The sequence below is a fragment of the Serratia sp. FDAARGOS_506 genome, assembly GCF_003812745.1.
Classification (GTDB): Bacteria; Pseudomonadota; Gammaproteobacteria; order Enterobacterales; family Enterobacteriaceae; genus Serratia.
The window spans coordinates 2320762-2340464 of record NZ_CP033831.1; the positions used below are offsets into that span (position 1 = coordinate 2320762).

General features: G+C 54.8%; 14 protein-coding genes, 2 tRNA genes, 3 rRNA genes and 1 other annotated feature. Of the genes, 11 read left to right on the top strand and 8 right to left on the bottom strand.

All coding sequences use genetic code 11. From position 1 onward, the window contains the following. Window positions 1–12: 12 nt before the first annotated feature. From pheA to bamD, 4 genes are all read right to left on the bottom strand, one after another. A complete protein-coding gene (gene pheA / locus EGY12_RS11170; protein WP_123893617.1) occupies window positions 13–1170 on the bottom strand; it encodes a bifunctional chorismate mutase/prephenate dehydratase in 1158 nt (385 codons plus the stop codon). Window positions 1171–1212: 42 nt separating this feature from the next. Beyond that, window positions 1213–1339 (bottom strand) — a sequence feature (Phe leader region). Continuing rightward, window positions 1291–1338, bottom strand: a complete 48-nt coding sequence (locus EGY12_RS11175; protein ID WP_101428074.1) for a hypothetical protein — start codon at window positions 1336–1338, stop codon at window positions 1291–1293. It overlaps the preceding feature by 48 nt. Before the next feature lie 122 nt (window positions 1340–1461). After that, window positions 1462–1803, bottom strand: coding sequence for a ribosome-associated translation inhibitor RaiA (gene raiA / locus EGY12_RS11180; protein ID WP_123893619.1), 342 nt, complete (start codon window positions 1801–1803; stop codon window positions 1462–1464). 312 nt (window positions 1804–2115) lie between these two features. Next, window positions 2116–2847 (bottom strand): outer membrane protein assembly factor BamD, encoded by a 732-nt coding sequence (gene bamD / locus EGY12_RS11185; protein ID WP_004932456.1) that lies wholly within the window; start codon window positions 2845–2847, stop codon window positions 2116–2118. A gap of 131 nt (window positions 2848–2978) precedes the next feature. Between bamD and rluD the strand changes: the two genes are divergently transcribed. The 9 genes from rluD to dkgB all read left to right on the top strand — a co-directional run bounded on the left by rluD (window position 2979) and on the right by dkgB (window position 14148). Continuing rightward, on the top strand, window positions 2979–3956 hold the full coding sequence (gene rluD, locus EGY12_RS11195) for a 23S rRNA pseudouridine(1911/1915/1917) synthase RluD (protein ID WP_123893621.1): 978 nt from the start codon (window positions 2979–2981) through the stop codon (window positions 3954–3956). After that, complete coding sequence (gene yfiH / locus EGY12_RS11200) at window positions 3956–4687, top strand: purine nucleoside phosphorylase YfiH (protein ID WP_123893623.1); 732 nt, start codon at window positions 3956–3958, stop codon at window positions 4685–4687. The genes rluD and yfiH overlap by 1 nt, the downstream gene beginning before the upstream one ends. 130 nt (window positions 4688–4817) lie before the next feature. Next, on the top strand, window positions 4818–7391 hold the full coding sequence (gene clpB / locus EGY12_RS11205; RefSeq protein ID WP_004932446.1) for an ATP-dependent chaperone ClpB: 2574 nt from the start codon (window positions 4818–4820) through the stop codon (window positions 7389–7391). Window positions 7392–7903: 512 nt separating this feature from the next. After that, window positions 7904–9443: ribosomal RNA gene (locus EGY12_RS11210) — 16S ribosomal RNA — on the top strand. Between the two features lie 87 nt (window positions 9444–9530). After that, window positions 9531–9606, top strand: a tRNA-Glu gene (locus EGY12_RS11215). A gap of 239 nt (window positions 9607–9845) precedes the next feature. Next, a 23S ribosomal RNA gene (locus tag EGY12_RS11220) occupies window positions 9846–12746 on the top strand. A gap of 98 nt (window positions 12747–12844) precedes the next feature. Then, a 5S ribosomal RNA gene (gene rrf / locus EGY12_RS11225) occupies window positions 12845–12960 on the top strand. The 16S, 23S and 5S rRNA genes sit together here with 2 tRNA genes alongside, the layout of an rRNA operon. Window positions 12961–13054: 94 nt before the next feature. Continuing rightward, a tRNA-Asp gene (locus EGY12_RS11230) sits at window positions 13055–13131 on the top strand. 213 nt (window positions 13132–13344) lie between these two features. After that, window positions 13345–14148, top strand: coding sequence for a 2,5-didehydrogluconate reductase DkgB (dkgB, locus tag EGY12_RS11235; RefSeq protein WP_123893625.1), 804 nt, complete (start codon window positions 13345–13347; stop codon window positions 14146–14148). Between the two features lie 46 nt (window positions 14149–14194). Here the strand turns inward: dkgB and yafC are convergent, their stop codons facing one another. After that, complete coding sequence (yafC, locus tag EGY12_RS11240) at window positions 14195–15079, bottom strand: DNA-binding transcriptional regulator YafC (RefSeq protein WP_123893627.1); 885 nt, start codon at window positions 15077–15079, stop codon at window positions 14195–14197. A 329-nt stretch (window positions 15080–15408) separates the two neighbouring features. Between yafC and EGY12_RS11245 the strand changes: the two genes are divergently transcribed. Then, window positions 15409–16203, top strand: a complete 795-nt coding sequence (locus EGY12_RS11245; RefSeq protein ID WP_025160092.1) for an endonuclease/exonuclease/phosphatase family protein — start codon at window positions 15409–15411, stop codon at window positions 16201–16203. A gap of 52 nt (window positions 16204–16255) precedes the next feature. On the opposite strand, the gene mltD is transcribed toward EGY12_RS11245, so the two are convergent. Next, the gene (mltD, locus tag EGY12_RS11250) at window positions 16256–17638 is read right to left on the bottom strand and encodes a murein transglycosylase D (RefSeq protein WP_049288128.1); all 1383 of its coding nucleotides are present in this window, start codon (window positions 17636–17638) and stop codon (window positions 16256–16258) included. A 71-nt stretch (window positions 17639–17709) separates the two neighbouring features. Next, entirely contained in the window at window positions 17710–18465 is a 756-nt protein-coding gene (gloB, locus tag EGY12_RS11255) for a hydroxyacylglutathione hydrolase (protein WP_123893629.1), read from the bottom strand. Window positions 18466–18509: 44 nt separating this feature from the next. Here gloB and EGY12_RS11260 point away from each other — a divergent pair, with 44 nt between their 5' ends. Next, window positions 18510–19229 (top strand): class I SAM-dependent methyltransferase, encoded by a 720-nt coding sequence (locus EGY12_RS11260; RefSeq protein WP_123893631.1) that lies wholly within the window; start codon window positions 18510–18512, stop codon window positions 19227–19229. Here the strand turns inward: EGY12_RS11260 and rnhA are convergent. Continuing rightward, window positions 19226–19693 (bottom strand): ribonuclease HI, encoded by a 468-nt coding sequence (gene rnhA, locus EGY12_RS11265; protein WP_033649910.1) that lies wholly within the window; start codon window positions 19691–19693, stop codon window positions 19226–19228. The genes EGY12_RS11260 and rnhA overlap by 4 nt on opposite strands. Window positions 19694–19703 lie beyond the last annotated feature (10 nt).

Genomic DNA, 19703 nt, shown 5'->3' on the forward strand with positions numbered 1-19703 from the left:
TTTTTTATGGTTTCAGGATGGGTTGACCGGCACTACGGTGTCGCTGGGGTAACAGCCCAGTACCTTCAGCGAGCGGGTGATTGGTGTCAAATCGCGCAGCGCTTTTTGCATCGCGTCGGCACGCAGATTGGCCTGCACATCGATATAAAACATCTCTTCCCACGGATTGCCGTTGATCGGGCGTGACTCCAGTTTGGTCATGATGATGCCGTTGTCGCGCAGTACCAGCAGCGCTTCGACCAGCGCGCCGGATTGCTGGCCAGTCGCCATGATCAGCGTGGTTTTGGCCGGCACCTGTTCGGAGACGTCGATCGCTTTACGCGCCAGGACGATAAAGCGGGTGATGTTCTGCTGTTGATTGGCGAGGTTGTGTTCAAGCACCTGAAGCCCGTACAGCGCGCCGCCGGCTTCGCTGCCCAGCGCCGCCACCTTCGGTGAATTCAGCTTGGCGACTTTCTCCATCGCGGCGGCGGTGCTTTCGGTGTATTCGATTTTCCAGTGCGGGAAGCGGTTCAGGAACTGGCTGCACTGTTGGAACGGCTGCGGGTGGCTGTAGACGGTTTCAATTTGGCTCAAATCACTGTCGCTGGCCACCAGAACGCAATGGTTGATCGGGTTGGTCAGTTCGCCAACGATCGACAGGCTGGTGTGTTGCAGCAGGTCGTACACCTCATTAATCGAGCCGGAACTGGTGTTTTCGATCGGCAGAATCGCGTAGTCCGCCTGGCCGGTTTCCACCTGGGCGAAGATATCCTGAAACTTCTGGCAGCCACATTCGATCAACTGATCGAAATGGCGTGCGGCGTATTGTCGCGCCGCCAGATGTGAATAAGAGCCCTTCGGGCCGAGGAAGGCGATGCGGGCGGAGTGTTGGCTGACGGGGTTGAGCTGGTGCTGCAGCAGCGCCTGCTGGGTCAGGACGGAGTCTTCGATGATCAGTTGGAACAGGCGGGTGACGTAAAAACCGTCCAGGTCGTAAGGCTTGGCGGCTGCGATCAGCGCATCCAGCAGATCGCGTTCGCGCTCTTTGTCGCGGATCGGGCGGTGAGAGTGCAGTTTGGTCTTGCCGACTTCGATCGCCAGCTCACGGCGTTCCGCCAGCAGGGCCAACAGTTTCAAGTCCAGTGCGCTGATGCGCTCGCGCAGCACCAATAACGGGTTGTCAGTCATAATCAGCTTCCGCCTTCAGTTCTTATTCGTTGTATAACAGCCATAAAAAAAGCCCCCTGTTTCCAGGAGGCCTTGTTGTTCGTCTTCGCATTCTTTCTCACACGACGAAACGCCTCCCAGTCAGGGGAAGGTAAAAAAGAATGCGAAGAAAAACGGTGTACGTGGCATGGTCTACCTAAGGTTGATGTAAACAGGTTTTAAAGTAACCGTTGGCTTTTAACCCGTCAACAAAAATACCCGACAAAAAACGCGCCCTCGGGCGCGTTTGATGCGGCAATCGCAGTCGGACGGTTATTCTTGCTCTTGCGTGACTTCCGGCACGATGTCTTTCATGCTGGCATTGCAGCGGCGCGCTTCGCCTTTGTGCTGCACCTTGTTCAGCTGCCGCTCCAGCTTGGCGATCAGCTCGTTAACGGCGGTATACATGTCTTCATGTTTGGCGCTGGCGACCAGCGGGCCGTTAGGCGTGGTAATGGTAGCGTCGGCGACAAACCCCTGCGGTTCTTTGGATAAGACGATATGCGGGTTTATCAGCTGGGTCTGCCATTTTTCCAGTTTGGTGAGACGGTCTTCGACGTGATTGCGGATTGCGGGAGTGATATCCATTTGTTTGCTGGTAATGTTCAATGTCATATAACTTACCTCTCTGTCTTTCCGTCTTGGTGAATCCAGCATACCCCGCTTTTTGTTTAAATGCGTGATGTAAATCACGATTTTTTGTCACTTTTTGCAAAGTTAGTTCAATCTGTGATTCAGCATTTGAATTTGTTATCTAATGCTTGAGAGTTGCCGCCGGATGGCGCATTATCGATGAGTTGACCGGTGAGGAGCACTAGCTAACACCGTGTTTTTACTTGTGTATTTTTCCAGTAAAAAACCGGTCCACGCCAATGAAAACGGCAGCCGAGGCTGCCGTTTTGTTTTTCTGTCGTTGCCGACGCGCGGTTATTGCGGGTTGGCAGCGATCACTTTGGCCACTTTGTCAGCCTGGCCGTTCAGCTGCAGCTGCTTGTAGGCATTTTCCATCAGCGGCAACACGTCGTGCGTCGCTTTGGTATCCGGGAATTCACGCAACATCTGCTCGGCGCGATTAACGACCGCGACGTAAGCACCGCGTTTAGTGTAGTATTCCGCCACCGAAAGCTCATACTTGGCCAAGCGGTCTTTCAGATACACCAAACGCTTGTTGGCGTCGGTCGCGTATTGGCTGTTCGGGTATTGTTGAATCAACTGGCTGAAGTCGCGGAACGCAGCGCGAGCGTGCTGAGGATCGCGATCCGAACGGTCAACCCCGAAGAAGCCCTGCAGTGCGCTGTCATCGAGCGCCATGTCGGTCAGACCGCGCATGTACATCACGTAATCGATGTTCGGATGCGTCGGGTTCAGGCGCATGAAGCGATCGATGGATGCCTGAGCCATCGGCAAGTCGGCAGCCTTATAGTAGGCGTAAATCAAATCCAGCTGGACCTGCTGGGAATACGGCCCGAAAGGATAGCGGTTATCTAACGCTTCGAGTTGCGTAATCGCGCCCTTGAAGTTACCGTCCTGCAGTTTTTGCTGCGCGGTAGCATAGATTTCCGAAGGTGGGTTGTCGGGAACCGCATCCTTGGATGTGGAGCAACCTGCCAGCGCCAGGCTCAACGTGGCTGCCGCCACCAGATATTTCATACGCGTCATGACGTTTTGATTATCCTCAGGGTGTTATTCCGGGAGACTGTCCGTTAAGCTCCCGACAAAGACCAGGTACAATAGCACATTATATTAAACGGCATCGCCGTGAAAACCCAACGTTAACGAAGAAGCTGCATATGGCACAACAAGTACAACTCACCGCAACGGTGGCCGAATCTCAACTCGGACAACGTTTAGATCAGGCTTTGGCCGAATTGTTCCCTGATTATTCACGATCTCGCATAAAAGAGTGGATCCTGGGCGATCGGGTGAAGGTCGATGGCAAAACGTCAAACAAACCGAAAGAGAAGGTGCTGGGCGGAGAGACAGTCGCCATCGATGCACAGATTGAAGAAGAGGCGCGTTGGGAGCCGCAGGATATCGCGCTGGATATCGTTTATGAAGACAGCGACATCCTGGTGATCAACAAGCCGCGCGATCTGGTGGTGCACCCTGGCGCCGGTAACCCGGATGGCACGGTGCTCAATGCGCTGCTGCATCATTACCCGGAAATCGCCGACGTGCCGCGCGCCGGCATCGTGCACCGTTTGGATAAAGACACCACCGGCCTGATGGTGGTGGCGAAAACCGTGCCGGCGCAAACCCGGCTGGTGGAAGCGCTGCAGGCGCGTGAAATCACCCGTGAATACGAAGCAGTGGCGATCGGCACCATGACCGCCGGCGGCACGGTAGAAGAGCCTATCGCGCGCCATTCCACCAAGCGCACCCACATGGCGGTGCACCCGATGGGTAAACCGGCGGTGACGCATTACCGCATTATGGAACACTTCCGTGCGCACACCCGCCTGCGTCTGCGCCTGGAAACCGGCCGTACTCACCAGATCCGCGTACACATGGCTTACATCAGCCATCCGCTGGTGGGCGATCCGCTGTACGGCGGCCGTCCACGTCCGCCGAAAGGCGCTTCGGAAGCCTTCATCAACACGCTGCGCGGCTTTGACCGCCAGGCGCTGCACGCCACCATGCTGCGTTTGTATCATCCGATCAGCGGTATCCAGATGGAGTGGCATGCGCCGCTGCCGCAGGACATGGTCGATTTGATCAACGCGCTGAAGGCGGATACCGAAGAATTCAAAGATCAGATGGACTGGTAATGAATTCGCTCATTCTGCCCGACTGGCCGTTGCCTCCCGGCGTTAAGGCCTGCAGCACCACGCGCGGCGGCGGCATCAGCCTGCCGCCTTATGATTCGCTGAATCTCGGCGCCCACGTCGGTGACGAGGAGCAAGCGGTGAAGCGCAATCGGGAACGGTTGGTTACCGTCGCCGGTTTGCCGCAGATGCCGGTGTGGCTCGAGCAGGTGCACGGCACCCGCGTGGTGACGTTGACGGGGCAAGCGCCCGCCGATCTGCGGGCGGATGCGGTGTACAGCAACGTGCCAGGGCAGGTGTGTGCCGTGATGACGGCGGATTGCCTGCCGGTGTTGTTCTGCTCGCAGAACGGCGACGAAGTGGCGGCCGCCCACGCCGGCTGGCGCGGGTTGTGCCACGGCGTGCTGGAGCAAACCGTGGCGGCGTTCAGCGCCACACCGGGCCAGATCCGTGCCTGGCTGGGGCCGGCGATCGGCCCGCAGCAGTTTGAAGTCGGGCCGGAGGTGCGTGCCGCCTTTATCGCGGAAGACGCCGAAGCCGCGGCGGCGTTTATGCCGCACGGCGATAAGTTTTTGGCTAATATTTACTTACTGGCGCGCCAACGTTTGTTGCGGGCAGGCGTGCAGGCCATCTATGGCGGCGACCACTGCACGGTTAACGAAAAGAGTCATTTTTTCTCCTATCGACGCGATGGAATAACCGGACGTCTGGCAAGTTTAATCTGGCTGATATAACCTATTGAATTAGGACGATCCAACGACGCATGGCGTTGTACCGAAAATTTAGCGTCGAGATAACCTTGAAAATTTGAGGGATGACCTCATTTAATCTCCAGTAGCAATTTCGACCCATCTTGGAGGTGTTATGCGTCTGGATCGTCTTACCAACAAATTCCAGCTTGCCCTCGCCGATGCCCAGTCACTAGCCCTTGGGCACGACAACCAGTTTATTGAACCGCTACATCTGATGAGCGCCCTGCTCAATCAGGAAGGGGGCACGGTTCGTCCACTATTAACTTCCGCAGGTATCGATGCCGGGCGCGTGCGCACCGAAATCGAACAGGCGCTGTCTCGTTTACCGCAGGTAGAAGGCACCGGTGGCGACGTTCAACCGTCCCACGAGCTGGTGCGCGTTTTGAACCTGTGCGACAAGCTGGCGCAGAAGCGCGCGGACAAATTCATTTCTTCCGAGCTGTTTGTGCTTGCGGTGCTGGAAGACCGCGGCTCGTTGACCGACTTGTTGAAAGCGGCCGGCGCAACGGCCGACAAAATCAGCAAAGCCATTGAACAAATGAGAGGCGGTGACAGCGTGGAAGACCAAGGCGCCGAAGACCAACGGCAAGCATTGAAGAAATATACGATCGATCTGACCGAGCGCGCCGAACAGGGCAAACTGGACCCGGTGATCGGCCGTGACGAAGAGATCCGTCGCACCATTCAGGTGCTGCAGCGCCGCACCAAAAACAACCCGGTGCTGATCGGTGAACCTGGTGTGGGTAAAACCGCCATCGTCGAAGGTCTGGCGCAGCGCATCATCAACGGCGAAGTGCCGGAGGGGCTGAAGCACAAGCGCGTATTGTCCCTCGATATGGGCGCTTTAATCGCCGGCGCCAAGTACCGCGGCGAGTTTGAAGAGCGCCTGAAAGGCGTGCTCAATGATCTGGCCAAGCAGGAAGGCAGCGTTATCCTGTTTATCGACGAACTGCATACCATGGTCGGCGCCGGTAAGGCGGATGGCGCGATGGATGCGGGCAACATGCTCAAACCGGCGTTGGCGCGCGGCGAGCTGCACTGCGTCGGCGCGACTACGCTCGATGAATATCGTCAGTATATAGAGAAGGATGCGGCGCTCGAACGTCGTTTCCAGAAAGTGTATGTGGCGGAGCCGAGCGTGGAAGACACCATCGCTATCTTGCGCGGCTTGAAAGAACGTTACGAGCTGCACCATCACGTGCAGATTACTGACCCGGCCATCGTGGCGGCGGCAACGCTTTCGCACCGTTATATCGCCGATCGTCAATTGCCGGACAAGGCTATCGATCTGATCGACGAAGCGGCGTCCAGCATCCGTATGCAGATGGATTCCAAGCCGGAATCGCTCGACAGGCTTGAACGTCGCATCATTCAGTTGAAGCTGGAACAACAGGCGTTGAATAAAGAGTCTGACGACGCCAGCAAGAAACGCCTGGAAATGCTCAGCGATGAGCTGGGACAGAAAGAGCGTGAATATTCGGAGCTGGAAGAAGAGTGGAAAGCGGAAAAAGCCTCGCTCTCCGGCACCCAAAACATCAAGGCCGAACTCGAGCAGGCCAAAATCACCCTGGAGCAGGCGCGCCGCGTCGGCGATCTGGGGCGGATGTCGGAATTGCAGTACGGCAAAATCCCTGAGTTGGAGAAACAGCTCGCCGCCGCCACGCAGGCCGAAGGCAAGAGCATGAAGCTGCTGCGCAACCGGGTGACCGATGCGGAGATTGCTGAAGTGCTGGCGCGTGCGACTGGGATCCCGGTTGCCAGAATGCTGGAAGGAGAGCGTGACAAACTGCTGCGTCTGGAGCAAGAGCTGCATTCGCGGGTTATCGGCCAGGACGAAGCGGTCAGCGCGGTTTCTAATGCTATCCGCCGTAGCCGCGCCGGGTTGTCCGATCCTAACCGGCCGATCGGCTCGTTCCTGTTCCTCGGCCCTACCGGGGTGGGGAAAACCGAGCTCTGCAAGGCGTTGGCTTCGTTCCTGTTCGACAGCGACGACGCCATGGTGCGTATCGATATGTCCGAGTTTATGGAGAAACACTCCGTTTCTCGTCTGGTCGGCGCGCCTCCGGGTTATGTCGGCTATGAAGAGGGCGGTTACCTCACGGAGGCCGTGCGCCGCCGGCCTTACTCGGTGATCCTGCTGGATGAAGTCGAGAAAGCGCACCCGGACGTCTTCAATATTCTGTTGCAGGTGCTGGATGACGGCCGACTGACCGACGGTCAAGGCCGTACCGTTGATTTCCGCAATACCGTGGTGATCATGACGTCCAACCTGGGCTCCGATCTGATCCAGGAGCATTTCGGTCAGATGAACTATGCACAGATGAAAGAGTCGGTGATGGAGATGGTGAGTCACCACTTCCGTCCGGAGTTCATCAACCGTATCGACGAAGTGGTGGTGTTCCATCCGCTGGGCGAGAAACACATTGCTGCAATCGCCAAGATTCAGCTGTCGCGTCTGTACAAGCGTTTGGAAGAGCGCGGTTACGAAGTGACCATGACCGAACCGGCCCTGGCGCTGTTGAGCAAAACCGGTTACGACCCTGTGTATGGTGCGCGTCCGTTGAAACGCGCTATTCAGCAGGAGATCGAGAACCCGCTGGCGCAGCAAATCCTGTCCGGCAAGCTGATCCCCGGCAAGCTGGTGACGCTGGATGTGGAAAACGACCATATCGTTGCACGCCAATAACGCCAATCAAGCGTAATGAAGATGAAAGGGAGCGGGCAACCGCTCCCTTTTCTTTATCTTTGATTGTTCATATTTACGGTGTTTGTCGCTATAGCTGCGCTAAAACCGGTATTTTTTGACTAATAAATATCCTAAAAAGGCGTTTTTGGTGGTTATTTGAGCGCTTGAAAAGTTTTTTGCATTTAGGGGTTGCGGCCCGCCGAGAACTCCCTATAATGCGCCTCCACTGACCGGGAACAACGACTGACAAGCCGCCGGGTCAGCGAGAGGAAAGCGAAATAAACGCTTGACTCTCAGGGCGAAAAGCGTAATATACGCAGCCCGCGCCGATGAGTTTCTCGGCACTGCTCTTTAACAATTTATCAGACAATCTGTGTGGGCACTCCACAAGACGATATCCAGCATCTTTGGATGCAAAAAAAATATTAAGTCTTGAAGAGTGACTAACTGAAGTAAAATTCATGCAGTAAATCTTTGAGCATCGCTTCTCGAGTGGAAGCAAATCAAGCTTTAAATTGAAGAGTTTGATCATGGCTCAGATTGAACGCTGGCGGCAGGCTTAACACATGCAAGTCGAGCGGTAGCACGGGGGAGCTTGCTCCCTGGGTGACGAGCGGCGGACGGGTGAGTAATGTCTGGGAAACTGCCTGATGGAGGGGGATAACTACTGGAAACGGTAGCTAATACCGCATAACGTCGCAAGACCAAAGAGGGGGACCTTCGGGCCTCTTGCCATCAGATGTGCCCAGATGGGATTAGCTAGTAGGTGGGGTAATGGCTCACCTAGGCGACGATCCCTAGCTGGTCTGAGAGGATGACCAGCCACACTGGAACTGAGACACGGTCCAGACTCCTACGGGAGGCAGCAGTGGGGAATATTGCACAATGGGCGCAAGCCTGATGCAGCCATGCCGCGTGTGTGAAGAAGGCCTTCGGGTTGTAAAGCACTTTCAGCGAGGAGGAAGGTGGTGAGCCTAATACGCTCATCAATTGACGTTACTCGCAGAAGAAGCACCGGCTAACTCCGTGCCAGCAGCCGCGGTAATACGGAGGGTGCAAGCGTTAATCGGAATTACTGGGCGTAAAGCGCACGCAGGCGGTTTGTTAAGTCAGATGTGAAATCCCCGGGCTCAACCTGGGAACTGCATTTGAAACTGGCAAGCTAGAGTCTCGTAGAGGGGGTAGAATTCCAGGTGTAGCGGTGAAATGCGTAGAGATCTGGAGGAATACCGGTGGCGAAGGCGGCCCCCTGGACGAAGACTGACGCTCAGGTGCGAAAGCGTGGGAGCAAACAGGATTAGATACCCTGGTAGTCCACGCTGTAAACGATGTCGATTTGGAGGTTGTGCCCTTGAGGCGTGGCTTCCGGAGCTAACGCGTTAAATCGACCGCCTGGGGAGTACGGCCGCAAGGTTAAAACTCAAATGAATTGACGGGGGCCCGCACAAGCGGTGGAGCATGTGGTTTAATTCGATGCAACGCGAAGAACCTTACCTACTCTTGACATCCAGAGAACTTTCCAGAGATGGATTGGTGCCTTCGGGAACTCTGAGACAGGTGCTGCATGGCTGTCGTCAGCTCGTGTTGTGAAATGTTGGGTTAAGTCCCGCAACGAGCGCAACCCTTATCCTTTGTTGCCAGCGGTTCGGCCGGGAACTCAAAGGAGACTGCCAGTGATAAACTGGAGGAAGGTGGGGATGACGTCAAGTCATCATGGCCCTTACGAGTAGGGCTACACACGTGCTACAATGGCATATACAAAGAGAAGCGACCTCGCGAGAGCAAGCGGACCTCATAAAGTATGTCGTAGTCCGGATTGGAGTCTGCAACTCGACTCCATGAAGTCGGAATCGCTAGTAATCGTAGATCAGAATGCTACGGTGAATACGTTCCCGGGCCTTGTACACACCGCCCGTCACACCATGGGAGTGGGTTGCAAAAGAAGTAGGTAGCTTAACCTTCGGGAGGGCGCTTACCACTTTGTGATTCATGACTGGGGTGAAGTCGTAACAAGGTAACCGTAGGGGAACCTGCGGTTGGATCACCTCCTTACCTAAAGATATTAGTTCGAGTGGCGTGCTCACACAGATTGTCTGATGAAAAGTAACGAGCAAAAGCGTCATAAAAGTACGGTGTCGTGTCCCCTTCGTCTAGAGGCCTAGGACACCGCCCTTTCACGGCGGTAACAGGGGTTCGAATCCCCTAGGGGACGCCAAGCTTCCGACCCACCCGGTGAAAGCGGCGGTCCTCAGTATCTGACGATACACCATATCTTAAAGATGACTTTCGAGTCATGTTTAAGATATTGCTCTTTAACAATCTGGAACAAGCTGAAAATTGAAACATGACGGCTGAAATTTGTCCCTCCGTAGATGTACTGGGATAAAGAGTAACCTGTCATAGAGTCTCTCAAATGTTTGCAGCGCGAACGATGGAAACATCTTCGGGTTGTGAGGTTAAGTGACTAAGCGTACACGGTGGATGCCTAGGCAGTCAGAGGCGATGAAGGGCGTGCTAATCTGCGAAAAGCGTCGGTAAGGTGATATGAACCGTTATAACCGGCGATACCCGAATGGGGAAACCCAGTGTGTTTCGACACACTATCATGTCATGAATACATAGTGGCATGAGGCGAACCGGGGGAACTGAAACATCTAAGTACCCCGAGGAAAGAAATCAACCGAGATTCCCCAGTAGCGGCGAGCGAACGGGGAGGAGCCCAGAACCTGAATCGGCTTGTGTGTTAGTGGAAGCGTCTGGAAAGTCGCGCAGCAAAGGGTGATAGCCCCGTACACTAAAATGCACAGGTCGTGAGTTCGATGAGTAGGGCGGGACACGTGACATCCTGTCTGAATATGGGGGACCATCCTCCAAGGCTAAATACTCCTGACTGACCGATAGTGAACCAGTACCGTGAGGGAAAGGCGAAAAGAACCCCGGCGAGGGGAGTGAAATAGAACCTGAAACCGTGTACGTACAAGCAGTGGGAGCACCTTCGTGGTGTGACTGCGTACCTTTTGTATAATGGGTCAGCGACTTATATTTTGTAGCAAGGTTAACCGTATAGGGGAGCCGTAGGGAAACCGAGTCTTAACTGGGCGATTAGTTGCAAGGTATAGACCCGAAACCCGGTGATCTAGCCATGGGCAGGTTGAAGGTTGGGTAACACTAACTGGAGGACCGAACCGACTAATGTTGAAAAATTAGCGGATGACTTGTGGCTGGGGGTGAAAGGCCAATCAAACCGGGAGATAGCTGGTTCTCCCCGAAAGCTATTTAGGTAGCGCCTCGTGAACTCATCTTCGGGGTAGAGCACTGTTTCGGCTAGGGGGCCATCCCGGCTTACCAAACCGATGCAAACTCCGAATACCGAAGAATGTTATCACGGGAGACACACGGCGGGTGCTAACGTCCGTCGTGAAGAGGGAAACAACCCAGACCGCCAGCTAAGGTCCCAAAGTCATGGTTAAGTGGGAAACGATGTGGGAAGGCATAGACAGCCAGGATGTTGGCTTAGAAGCAGCCATCATTTAAAGAAAGCGTAATAGCTCACTGGTCGAGTCGGCCTGCGCGGAAGATGTAACGGGGCTAAACCATGCACCGAAGCTGCGGCAGCGACGCTTAGCGTTGTTGGGTAGGGGAGCGTTCTGTAAGCCGTTGAAGGTGGCCTGTGAGGGTTGCTGGAGGTATCAGAAGTGCGAATGCTGACATAAGTAACGATAAAGCGGGTGAAAAGCCCGCTCGCCGGAAGACCAAGGGTTCCTGTCCAACGTTAATCGGGGCAGGGTGAGTCGACCCCTAAGGCGAGGCTGAAAAGCGTAGTCGATGGGAAACAGGTTAATATTCCTGTACTTGGTGTTACTGCGAAGGGGGACGGAGAAGGCTAGGCTAGCCGGGCGACGGTTGTCCCGGTTTAAGCGTGTAGGGGGTGTGACCTGGTAAATCCGGTTGCATACCAACCCTGAGGCGTGATGACGATGCACTACGGTGCAGAAGTAGTTGATGCCCTGCTTCCAGGAAAATCCTCTAAGCTCCAGGTAACATTAAATCGTACCCCAAACCGACACAGGTGGTCAGGTAGAGAATACCAAGGCGCTTGAGAGAACTCGGGTGAAGGAACTAGGCAAAATGGTGCCGTAACTTCGGGAGAAGGCACGCTGGCATGTAGGTGAAGTCCCTCGCGGATGGAGCTGAAGCCAGTCGAAGATACCAGCTGGCTGCAACTGTTTAATAAAACACAGCACTGTGCAAACACGAAAGTGGACGTATACGGTGTGACGCCTGCCCGGTGCTGGAAGGTTAATTGATGGGGTCAGCCGCAAGGCGAAGCTCTTGATCGAAGCCCCAGTAAACGGCGGCCGTAACTATAACGGTCCTAAGGTAGCGAAATTCCTTGTCGGGTAAGTTCCGACCTGCACGAATGGCGTAATGATGGCCAGGCTGTCTCCACCCGAGACTCAGTGAAATTGAACTCGCTGTGAAGATGCAGTGTACCCGCGGCAAGACGGAAAGACCCCGTGAACCTTTACTATAGCTTGACACTGAACATTGAGCCTTGATGTGTAGGATAGGTGGGAGGCTTTGAAGCGTGGACGCCAGTCTGCGTGGAGCCATCCTTGAAATACCACCCTTTAATGTTTGATGTTCTAACTCGGCCCCGTGATCCGGGGTGAGGACAGTGTCTGGTGGGTAGTTTGACTGGGGCGGTCTCCTCCCAAAGAGTAACGGAGGAGCACGAAGGTTAGCTAATCACGGTCGGACATCGTGAGGTTAGTGCAAAGGCATAAGCTAGCTTGACTGCGAGAGTGACGGCTCGAGCAGGTACGAAAGTAGGTCTTAGTGATCCGGTGGTTCTGAATGGAAGGGCCATCGCTCAACGGATAAAAGGTACTCCGGGGATAACAGGCTGATACCGCCCAAGAGTTCATATCGACGGCGGTGTTTGGCACCTCGATGTCGGCTCATCACATCCTGGGGCTGAAGTAGGTCCCAAGGGTATGGCTGTTCGCCATTTAAAGTGGTACGCGAGCTGGGTTTAGAACGTCGTGAGACAGTTCGGTCCCTATCTGCCGTGGGCGTTGGAAGATTGAGAGGGGTTGCTCCTAGTACGAGAGGACCGGAGTGAACGCACCACTGGTGTTCGGGTTGTCATGCCAATGGCATTGCCCGGTAGCTAAGTGCGGAAAAGATAAGCGCTGAAAGCATCTAAGCGCGAAACTTGCCTCAAGATGAGTCTTCCCTGGGCCTTTAAGGCCCCTGAAGGAACGTTTAAGACTAAGACGTTGATAGGCTGGGTGTGTAAGTGCAGCGATGCATTGAGCTAACCAGTACTAATGATCCGTGAGGCTTAACCTTACAACACCGAAGGTGTTTTAGAGAGATTTTCAGCGAAGTTCCGAGATTGGTTCTGATGGCGACACGAAAGTGACGCGGTTGGAATGAAACAGAATTTGCCTGGCGGCAATAGCGCGGTGGTCCCACCTGACCCCATGCCGAACTCAGAAGTGAAACGCCGTAGCGCCGATGGTAGTGTGGGGTCTCCCCATGCGAGAGTAGGACACTGCCAGGCATCAAATAAACGTTATCAGTGTGACGACTGGTAATGCGCAAATCGCAGAGCGCGATTTTGCCGGCATCGAGAGATGCAACGTAAAAGAATCGGTGGAGCGGTAGTTCAGTTGGTTAGAATACCTGCCTGTCACGCAGGGGGTCGCGGGTTCGAGCCCCGTCCGTTCCGCCACTTAATTGATAAGCCCTGAGTTTCTGACTCAGGGCTTTTTCATATGCAAAATTCACAAAATATCGTCGAGTTTGCCACCGTTTCTGCCGCTTTTCTTCAATATTGTTGCCTGCTGGTCAAAAGTCTTATGCTGAACCTGGCGTTTTTGCTCACTAAAAATATTGCCATACTCTCTCGCATCGCTATTTATTCACTAATGAGAGAGCAAATATTGTGAGCATTCCTGCATTTGGTTTAGGTACTTTCCGCCTTCAGGATCAGACCGTTATCGACTCGGTGAGCACGGCGCTGGAACTGGGCTATCGGGCTATCGATACCGCACAGATCTATGAAAACGAAGCGGCAGTCGGCCAGGCGATCGCCGCCAGCGGTGTGCCGCGTGACGAACTGTTCATCACTACCAAGATCTGGCTCGCGAATTTGGCTAAAGGGACATTAATTCCCAGCCTGCGAGACAGCTTGGCCAAGCTGCAGACTTCGTATGTCGATCTGACGTTGATTCACTGGCCATCACCAAATGATGAAGTGCCGGTCGGCGAATTTATGACTGAACTGCTGGAAGCCAAGCGACTGGGGCTTACCCGTCAGATTGGGGTATCCAATTTCACGATCGACCTGATGCAGCAAGCGATTGATGCGGTCGGTGCCGATCAGATCGCAACCAACCAGATCGAACTGTCGCCGTTCTTGCAGAATGAAAAAGTGGTGGCGTTCGCACGGCAGCAGGGTATTGCCATCACCTCTTATATGACGTTGGCGTATGGCAAAGCGTTGCAGGATGAGACGATCAAGCGTATCGCGGCGGGGTACAATGCGACGCCGGCACAGGTGGTCCTGGCATGGGCGCTGAAGCTCGGCTACGCGGTGATCCCTTCCTCGACCAAGCGTGAGAACCTGGAAAGCAACCTGTTAGCGCAGCAGCTGACGCTGAGTGATGAAGATATGGCACAGATTGCCGCGCTGGAAAGCAACGGCCGATTGGTCAGCCCGGAAGGATTGGCACCCAACTGGGACTAATCTTCGGATATGACGACATCAGGCGCCCGAGAGAGCGCCTTTTTTATCACTTTAACCGCTCGCTAATAAAATCGATAAAGCTGCGCAGGCGATTACTGACGGCGCTATCGCTGTAGTACACCGCGTTGATCGGCATTTCGAGTGGTAGCGTGTCTTCCACCAGAATGGGGACCAGGTTCCCGCATTTCACGTCTTCATCACTCATAAAGTCCGACAGGCAGGCGATGCCATTGCCGTGCAGGCACAGGTGGCGCTGGGTTTCGCCGCTGTTGGTGGTCAGCCCCGGAACGATCTCCAGTTGGCGACCATCGGCACAGGCCAGCGGCCAGCGGTTCAGGTTAGGCAGATCGTTAAAGCCGATACAGCAATGGTGTTCCAAGTCGGCTACCGTCTTTGGCACGCCATACTGCGCCAGGTAGGCGGGGGAGGCCAGGATGCGCCGGTAGCTGGCCATCAACTTGCGCGCTTTCAGCGTAGAGTCTGTCAACTCACCGACGCGGATTGCGATATCCACTTTCCGTTCGATCAAATTGATGAAGTTTTCCGAAGAGACCAACGATAGCGACATTTCCGGATAGCGTTCACGAAACTCGGCGACCAGCGGCGTCAACAGATGCAAGACGACCGGCGTTGCGGCATCGACGCGCAGCAGCCCCTGCGGGCGTTGGCGGCTTTCCATCAACGCATTTTCCGCTGCGGCCATATCGCTCAACACCTTTTGCACCTGCCGAAAGTAGTTTTCGCCTTCCTGAGTCAGGCTGATTTGGCGCGTCGTGCGGTTGAGCAGGGTCACGCCCAGCTTGCTCTCCAGTTTTTTTACCGTACGGCTGACCACGGAGTTGGCCTGCTGCAGGCGCTCTGCCGCCCGGCTGAAGCTGCCGCTCTCCACTACGGTGACGAAGGTGATAAGCTCGTCCGAATTCGCTTTCATTTTTGCTCCACAGGCAAACTTTGTTTGAAATTTTGAGCGTTCTCGTCATTTAATCACGCCATGGCATCGTCGTCATCCACTTGAGCGTGAACGTATCCATTCTTGCCCCCATCTGCATTTTGCTGGCCTTTTCGCATTTCTCACCTCTGATGTGGCACCTTTACACAGCTATACCCTCAGAATATTGAAATCACCGCAGACGGCCCCTATAACTGAAAAGGTTATGTCTGTAAAAGCCATGCCCTCTGTGCGGGGCAGGCGTATAATCAATTCACCGTTGGCGAAGTCTTTATCGCCAGTTTCATGCTAATGGGTAATAGGCGAATCGCGTGCCGAAACGAACTTATGCAATGAGGTATGTTGCAGGCCAGCCAGTTGAACGAATCTTTCCTGGCGCCGTTAACCAGCCGTTGCCACCAGGGGCTGCGCTGCCGACGACCGGCGCTCTGCGCGTCATGGTATGGAATATTTTCAAACAGCAGCGAGCCGACTGGCTTTCGGTGCTGAAAAATCATGGCAAAGATGCCCAACTGGTGTTGTTGCAAGAGGCGCAAACCACGCCGGAGCTGGTGAGCTACGCCACCGCCAACTATCTGGCGGCCGATCAGGTGCCGGCCTTTGTGTTGCCGCAACATCCTTCCGGCGTGATGACGCTGGCAGCCGCTCATCCGGTTTACTGCTGCCCGCTGCGTGAACGTGAGCCGCTGCTGCGGCTGTCCAAGTCGGCCTTGATCACCGTTTACCCGCTGTACAATGGCGAGCTGTTGATGGTGGTGAATATCCATGCGGTGAATTTTAGCCTGGGAGTCGATGTATACAGCAAGCAGCTGGGGCCGATTGGCGAGCAGATCGCCAGCCACCGGGGGCCGGTGATCATGGCGGGGGACTTCAACGCCTGGAGCCGTAAACGTATCAATGCGCTGTATGACTTTGCCGGCGAAATGGCGCTGCGTGAGGTTAGCTTCACCGATGATCATCGCCGCAAGGCCTTTGGCCGTCCGCTGGACTTCGTGTTTTACCGTAACCTGGGGGTCGTGGAGGCGTCGGTGCTGGTGACCAGCGCGTCGGATCACAATCCGTTATTGGTGGAGTTCCACCCGGAAAAAGACTCTCCGGTCTGGTGAATCGCAGGTAATAAAAAAGCACCCCGAGGGGTGCTTTTTTTGTGCCGGAAACTTAGGTATCCGGCGTAAGCTTGTTGCCGACAAACAGGGTCAACTTCAGACCGGGTTGCAGACTGCCTTTGGCGAGCGTTGAATTCCAACGCATCACGTCGTTAATATCGACGCCGTGACGACGTGCAATACTGGCGAGCGAATCACCTTTACGAACCTGATAGGTGATACTGCTGTTACTGCCAGTATTGCTGGCCACTTGCAGGGTTTGCCCAACTTTTAGGGCGCTCTTGGCGCGTAAGTTGTTCCAACTCTGCAAATCGCTGGTCTTAACGTTCAGCCGCTTGGCAATGCCCGATAAGGTGTCGCCGGAGCGCACTTTATACGAACTGCCACCGGACAAACCGCTGTTCTTCGCCAACTGCGTCGTTGGCTGAGTCACGGCGATCTGGCCATCGGCCAGCGAGTCTTTCAGCTGATCGGCATGGCCTTTGGGAACCATGATGTAATGGGGCCCGTTGGGTGCCGTAACGCCTTTTTTGTAGCCTGGGTTATACGCTTTCATCTTGGTGACCGAAAGCCCTGCCATCTCAGCCGCCTGAGTCAGCTGGATCTGCTGTCCGACATCGATACGCGCCAGTGCACGGGTTTCATCCGTTTTCGGGAGTTTCACGCCGTACTTCTTGCTGTTCTTGATGATGTCGCTCAGCGCCAGCATTTTCGGGACATAGATTGACGTTTCACGCGGAAGCGACAGTGCCCAGAAATTGGTTGGCTTACCCTGGCGTTTGTTTGCCTTCACCGCTTGCATAACGCGGCCTTCACCACTGTTATAGGCGGCTACGGTCAGTAACCAGTCGCCGTTAAACATGCGGTTCAAGCGTTGCATCATGTTAAGCGCAGCGGTTGTCGAGGCGACGACATCGCGTCGACCGTCATACCACTGATTGTTTTTCAAACCATAATTGCGACCCGTCTGCGGCACGATTTGCCATAGCCCTGCGGCGTTGGCACTTGACGTGGCGTGTGGGTCAAAAGCGCTCTCCACTATGGGTAGCAGTACCAGTTCCATCGGCATATTACGTTTCTTAATCTGCCCGACTATCCAGTACATGTACGGCTCTGCCCGTAATGTTACATCGTGGAGATAGCTCTTACTTTTTAAGTACTTTCTTTTCTGATCACGGATCCGGGAATTTTCCGGAACCTCCATCTTCAGCTCGTCGCTAATGAAGTTCCACAGGTCCTGTTGCGCGGCGGGACTGTTGTTATCCAACCACCGCGCCGAGCTCGCTCGGCCATTTGCTGTGTACTCTCCTGCTTCACCATCTTGACCAGCCGAAGACAAACTCTGTGCATGCTGTTCTGGCGCCGGTGCGTCCTGCCTGGACGACTGGCAACCCACTAGCAAGACTGAGGCGAGAAATATCGCTTTAGCCTTCATGTGTGTGTCAATGTAGTTGCTTAAAAGACGAGCAATAATACTTTGCTTCGCCAAATAACACAACTAAAAGCTTAGAAGTTATCTTTCCGCAGGCGTAATTCGGAAAAAACTGAATGAAGGCTTTCCGGTGGCGAATTAAAGCCTAATTTCTTTTGTAAATCAGCATCATGGCAACGTAAAAATAGGTTAATTTTGCGCTCTAATTGCAATGTGGTCGGCACGCTGGCTTGGCCTTTTGACCTTAATGCTTCGACATGTTGTTGATATGTTTCAATCTCTCGATCTTCCGGCAAAATAGCCCGCGCAAACTTAAGATTTGAAAGAGTATATTCATGCGCACAGCAAATTAAGGTGTTATCGGGAAGTTGCGCGAGTTGTTGAAATGAGTCGTACATTTGTTTGGCTGTGCCTTCAAACAGCCTGCCGCAACCGGCAGAGAAAATTGTGTCACCGCAGAACAGATAAGGGGCACTATAGAATGCCACATGGCCTAACGTATGGCCGGGGACGTCGATAGTCCTGTACTGGCGCCCATCGATGTTAAAGGTGTCGCCGTCGCGAACGATGTGATTGGCGCCTTTGTCTGCGGTTTCTTGCGGCCCGTAGACGGCCAGGCCGGGATAGTGCGCCACGATCTGCGCTACGCCGCCGACGTGATCGTGATGATGGTGGGTCAACAGGATCGCCGCCGGCACCAGCTGCAGGCGCTGCAGCGCTTCGAGCACCGGCTGCGCCTCACCCGGATCGACGATAATGCAGCCTCCCTGCCGGTCATCCAATAACCAAATGTAATTGTCCTGGAAGGCGGGAATGCTGATAAGATTCATGGTGTACCTCTCGTTGGCAACGGCTTGAAAGAAGATAATAAATCATGAAACCAGCCCATACTCTACAAAAGCTCACCGGCCCGCAGTCCTGGGCGGCGCTGCCGTGGGGGGAGTACTATCGTGAAGCGCTCGAGCGGCAGTTGCAACCCTGGTGGCCGAAGCTGTTTGGCTTCCATCTGCTGAAGATGGGCATGCTCAGCGCCGAGTTGGCCACGGACAAATGCGCGATTTCCCATCAGGTCAACGTAGGGCTGGAGGGCGAAGGGCTGCAGGTGATCGCCGATGCTTATCAACTGCCGTTTGCCGCCAAGTCGGTGGATGCCTGCCTGTTGGCGCATACGCTGTCCTATGCAGACGATCCGCACCGCATGTTGCGTGAGGTGGACAGGGTGTTGATCGACGACGGCTGGTTGGTTATCAGCAGCTTCAACCCGTTCAGCCTGCTGGGATTGGGTAAGCTGGTACCCGGACTGCGTCGCCGTCAGCCCTATGTCAGCCGCATGTTTACCCAGATGCGGCTGCTGGATTGGCTCAGCCTGCTGAATTATGAGGTGCTCCACCAGGCGCGTTTTCACGTGCTGCCGTGGCACCGCAAGGGCGGCAAGTTTTTATGCACCCATTTGCCGGCGCTGGGTTGCATGAGCGTGATTGTGGCGCGTAAACGCACCTTGCCGCTGACGCCCACGCCGATGAAGCTGGGTGCGAGAAAACCTTCTCTCAGCCGCGCGGTGGGCGCGACCAAGAGCTATCGTAAGCTGCCTTAGGCTTCCGGTTGGTAACCGACGTCTTCCTGTGTCGGCTTACCGGCCGCTTCGCGCGCCAGCACGTCGCAACGTTCGTTCTCCGGGTGGCCGGCGTGGCCCTTGACCCATTCCCATTTTACCTCGTGGCGCTGAATGGCCAGATCCAACCGCTGCCACAGATCGACATTCTTGACCGGCTTTTTGTCGGCGGTTTTCCAGCCGCGCTTTTTCCAGTTATGGATCCAGCTGGTGATGCCCTGGCGCACATACTGGCTGTCGGTGCTGAGCGTCACGGCGCAAGGGACGGTCAGCGCTTCCAGCGCCACGATCGCCGCCATCATTTCCATGCGGTTATTGGTGGTCAGACGAAAACCCTCGCTGAAGGTTTTTTCCGTCTGCTTATAGCGTAATATCGCGCCGTAACCACCGGGGCCGGGGTTGCCAAGGCAGGAGCCGTCGGTGAAAATTTCTACCTGTTTGAGCATCTCTGGTAGA